This is a genomic window from Petralouisia sp. (assembly GCF_056822245.1).
Map to the genome: position 1 here is coordinate 1 of NZ_JBQIOP010000109.1, position 2,376 is coordinate 2,376.

A 2,376-nucleotide genomic window follows, 5' to 3' on the forward strand; every position below is an offset into this window, starting at 1 on the left:
TGGTGGAGCGCCAAGAAGAAACAGCCCACCAAGGCCATTGTCGCGGCCCTCTTAAAAGACGGGCGGGCAAGGCTCACCGGCTGCTACTCGGAAAAAACCGGCAAAACCTATGACGCGGATGTGCTTTTGGAGGATACCGGCGAGTATGTGAACTTCAAGCTGGACTTTGGCGGCAAAGAAAAAAGCAACGGAGGAAAGAAAAATTGAATAAAGAGCAGCTTACGCTTGGTTCCTTATTCGACGGCATAGGAGGTTTTCCCTATGCCGCCTCTTTTTATGGAATCAGACCTTTGTGGGCCAGCGAAATCATACCGGAATGTATTTCTGTGACACAGAAGCACTTTCCTGAAATGGAACACGTTGGCGACATTACGAAACTTTATGGCGGCACACTGCCGCCCGTGGACATCATCACCTTCGGCTCCCCCTGCCAGGACTTGAGCGTGGCATCAGGCAAGCGGCTCGGCCTTGCCGGGGAACGGAGCGGCCTCTTTCTGGAGGCTGTCAGGATTATCAGAGAAATGCAGGAGGCAACCAATGGAGAATACCCGAAATTCGCGCTCTGGGAAAATGTCCCCGGAGCCTTGTCAAGTTCTTCCCGGCGTGACTTTAAGGCTGTGCTGGAAGCGTTCACAGAGGCCGAAGTTCCAATGCCTGGTTCTGGACGGTGGGCAAACGCCGGAATGGTACGAGGCCGAGGAGCTGACCTCGCTTGGTGCGTGTACGACGCCCAATATTTCGGAACGGCACAGCGGCGCAGGCGTATCTTTCTTATCGCAGATTTTAGAGGCCAACGCAGCGGAGAAATACTTTTTGTCCCCAAAAGCCTGTCAGGGTATTTTGCGGCGGGCGGAACGCCGCGGCAAGGACCTGCCGCCTATGCTCAAAGCGGCGCTGGAGCAGCAGGCGCGGGGGATGTGATCCCCGCCATCTCCATGCGTATCCGCTGCGGCTGTGAGGGCGGCGGCAAGGGGCCGCTGCTCCAGATAGAAAAAAGCGGCACCCTGGCGACCGGGAATGACCAGTATCTCTTTACGCCGAAGGACGCGGTAGAGATACTCAACGACCAGGGCGGCGATTCCCTCTGCGTGGAGAAAGGCGGCGTATCTCCTACCCTCCGCAGCCAGACCCACGGAAATCTGCCAATCACCGCATACGCCATCCAAGGCTCCATGATCGGCGGGGAGGACAGCTCCCACGCTGTCACCAATTCGGGATGTACGGCTCAATTCCCGCCCGATGCTATGGTCGGAATCAACGGCAATCTTGCCGGGACGCTGCTTGCCAGCTACTACAAGGGAACAGGGATGCGGTGCGGACGGGAGCGGGATGTGGTGCTGTGCGCTTCAAGCGGCCAGAGCCATGCGGAAATTTTGCGGGAGCTGTCGCCCACGCTCAACTGTGCCAGTGAACAGCCCTATATTGTCCGGCCCGATGGCTCGGAGCAGGAGCAGCCCATCGTGACCCACCCGCAGATTGCCGGGACGCTCTGTGCCTCCGGCGCGGGGCTTTCCCGCCCTGCCGGACAGGGGAACGAGCTGGACTTCTGCGTGATGAGCGCAGGCTTCAAGCACAAGGCCGGCAGCCAGTCCGGGAGCATCGGTTTCCAGGAAGAAACTGCTCCCACCCTTCTGGCGGGCCAGCAAAGCGCCGTAATGAAAGCCTGTTTGATTGGCGGCGCAGCTGTGATGGAGGCCCAGACCGCCGCCGTTGACTGCCGCAACCTCCGGGAAACCGATGAGGTCAGCGGCACGCTGCTGGCAAAAGCGGCCTCCGGCGGCTACTCGCTGAATTACCAGAATCCCGTCCGCACCGGGCTTTGCGTGAGAAGGCTCACCCCCACCGAGGCGGAGCGTTTGCAGGGCTACCCGGACGGGTGGACGGAGGCCGGCGCAGATGGCAGCCCCATCAGTGACACAAAGCGTTACCAGATGTTAGGCAATTCTATCGCTGTCCCCTGTGTTGCGTATATTATGCAGGGCATTACAGACGCCGTTAATCAGGCGTGTGAAAAAGGAGGGAAAAAGCTATGAGCCATCAAAAATTATTGTTAGTGGAACAGGAAACCATCCTCCTCTACAACCAGGCGGAGCCTGCCGCCCAGGTCTATACCCATGACCCAAAGCTGATGAAAAAACTGAACCGCCTTGCCGGTAAACACCCGGAGCAGATTATCAAAAAGGACGCCCACAACTTCATTGTCCCCAAACGCTGCGTATCGGTCCGGGAGCCGTACAGCGAAAAGCGGCGCAAAGCCGCCAGTGAACGCGCCAGGGCCGCAGGCTATAAGCCGCCGTTGAAATCCTCCTCCGGTCAATAAGCATGGGCGGGAATGTCTTTGAAACGGTAAAGCAGTCCATCACCACCAGAGAAGCG

Annotated in this window: 2 protein-coding genes and 1 pseudogene; all 3 read left to right on the forward strand. The window is 58.2% G+C overall.

Annotated elements, in window-relative coordinates:
* A pseudogene (locus ACTO17_RS19765) lies at positions 1–207 on the forward strand (DNA topoisomerase); the annotation flags it as partial.
* Positions 204–2,033 (forward strand): DNA cytosine methyltransferase, encoded by a 1,830-nt coding sequence (locus ACTO17_RS19770; RefSeq protein WP_482559134.1) that lies wholly within the window; start codon positions 204–206, stop codon positions 2,031–2,033. The pseudogene ACTO17_RS19765 and the gene ACTO17_RS19770, both read left to right, overlap by 4 nt.
* The gene (locus ACTO17_RS19775) at positions 2,030–2,320 is read left to right on the forward strand and encodes a hypothetical protein (protein ID WP_016223843.1); all 291 of its coding nucleotides are present in this window, start codon (positions 2,030–2,032) and stop codon (positions 2,318–2,320) included. The genes ACTO17_RS19770 and ACTO17_RS19775 overlap by 4 nt, the downstream gene beginning before the upstream one ends.
* Positions 2,321–2,376 lie beyond the last annotated feature (56 nt).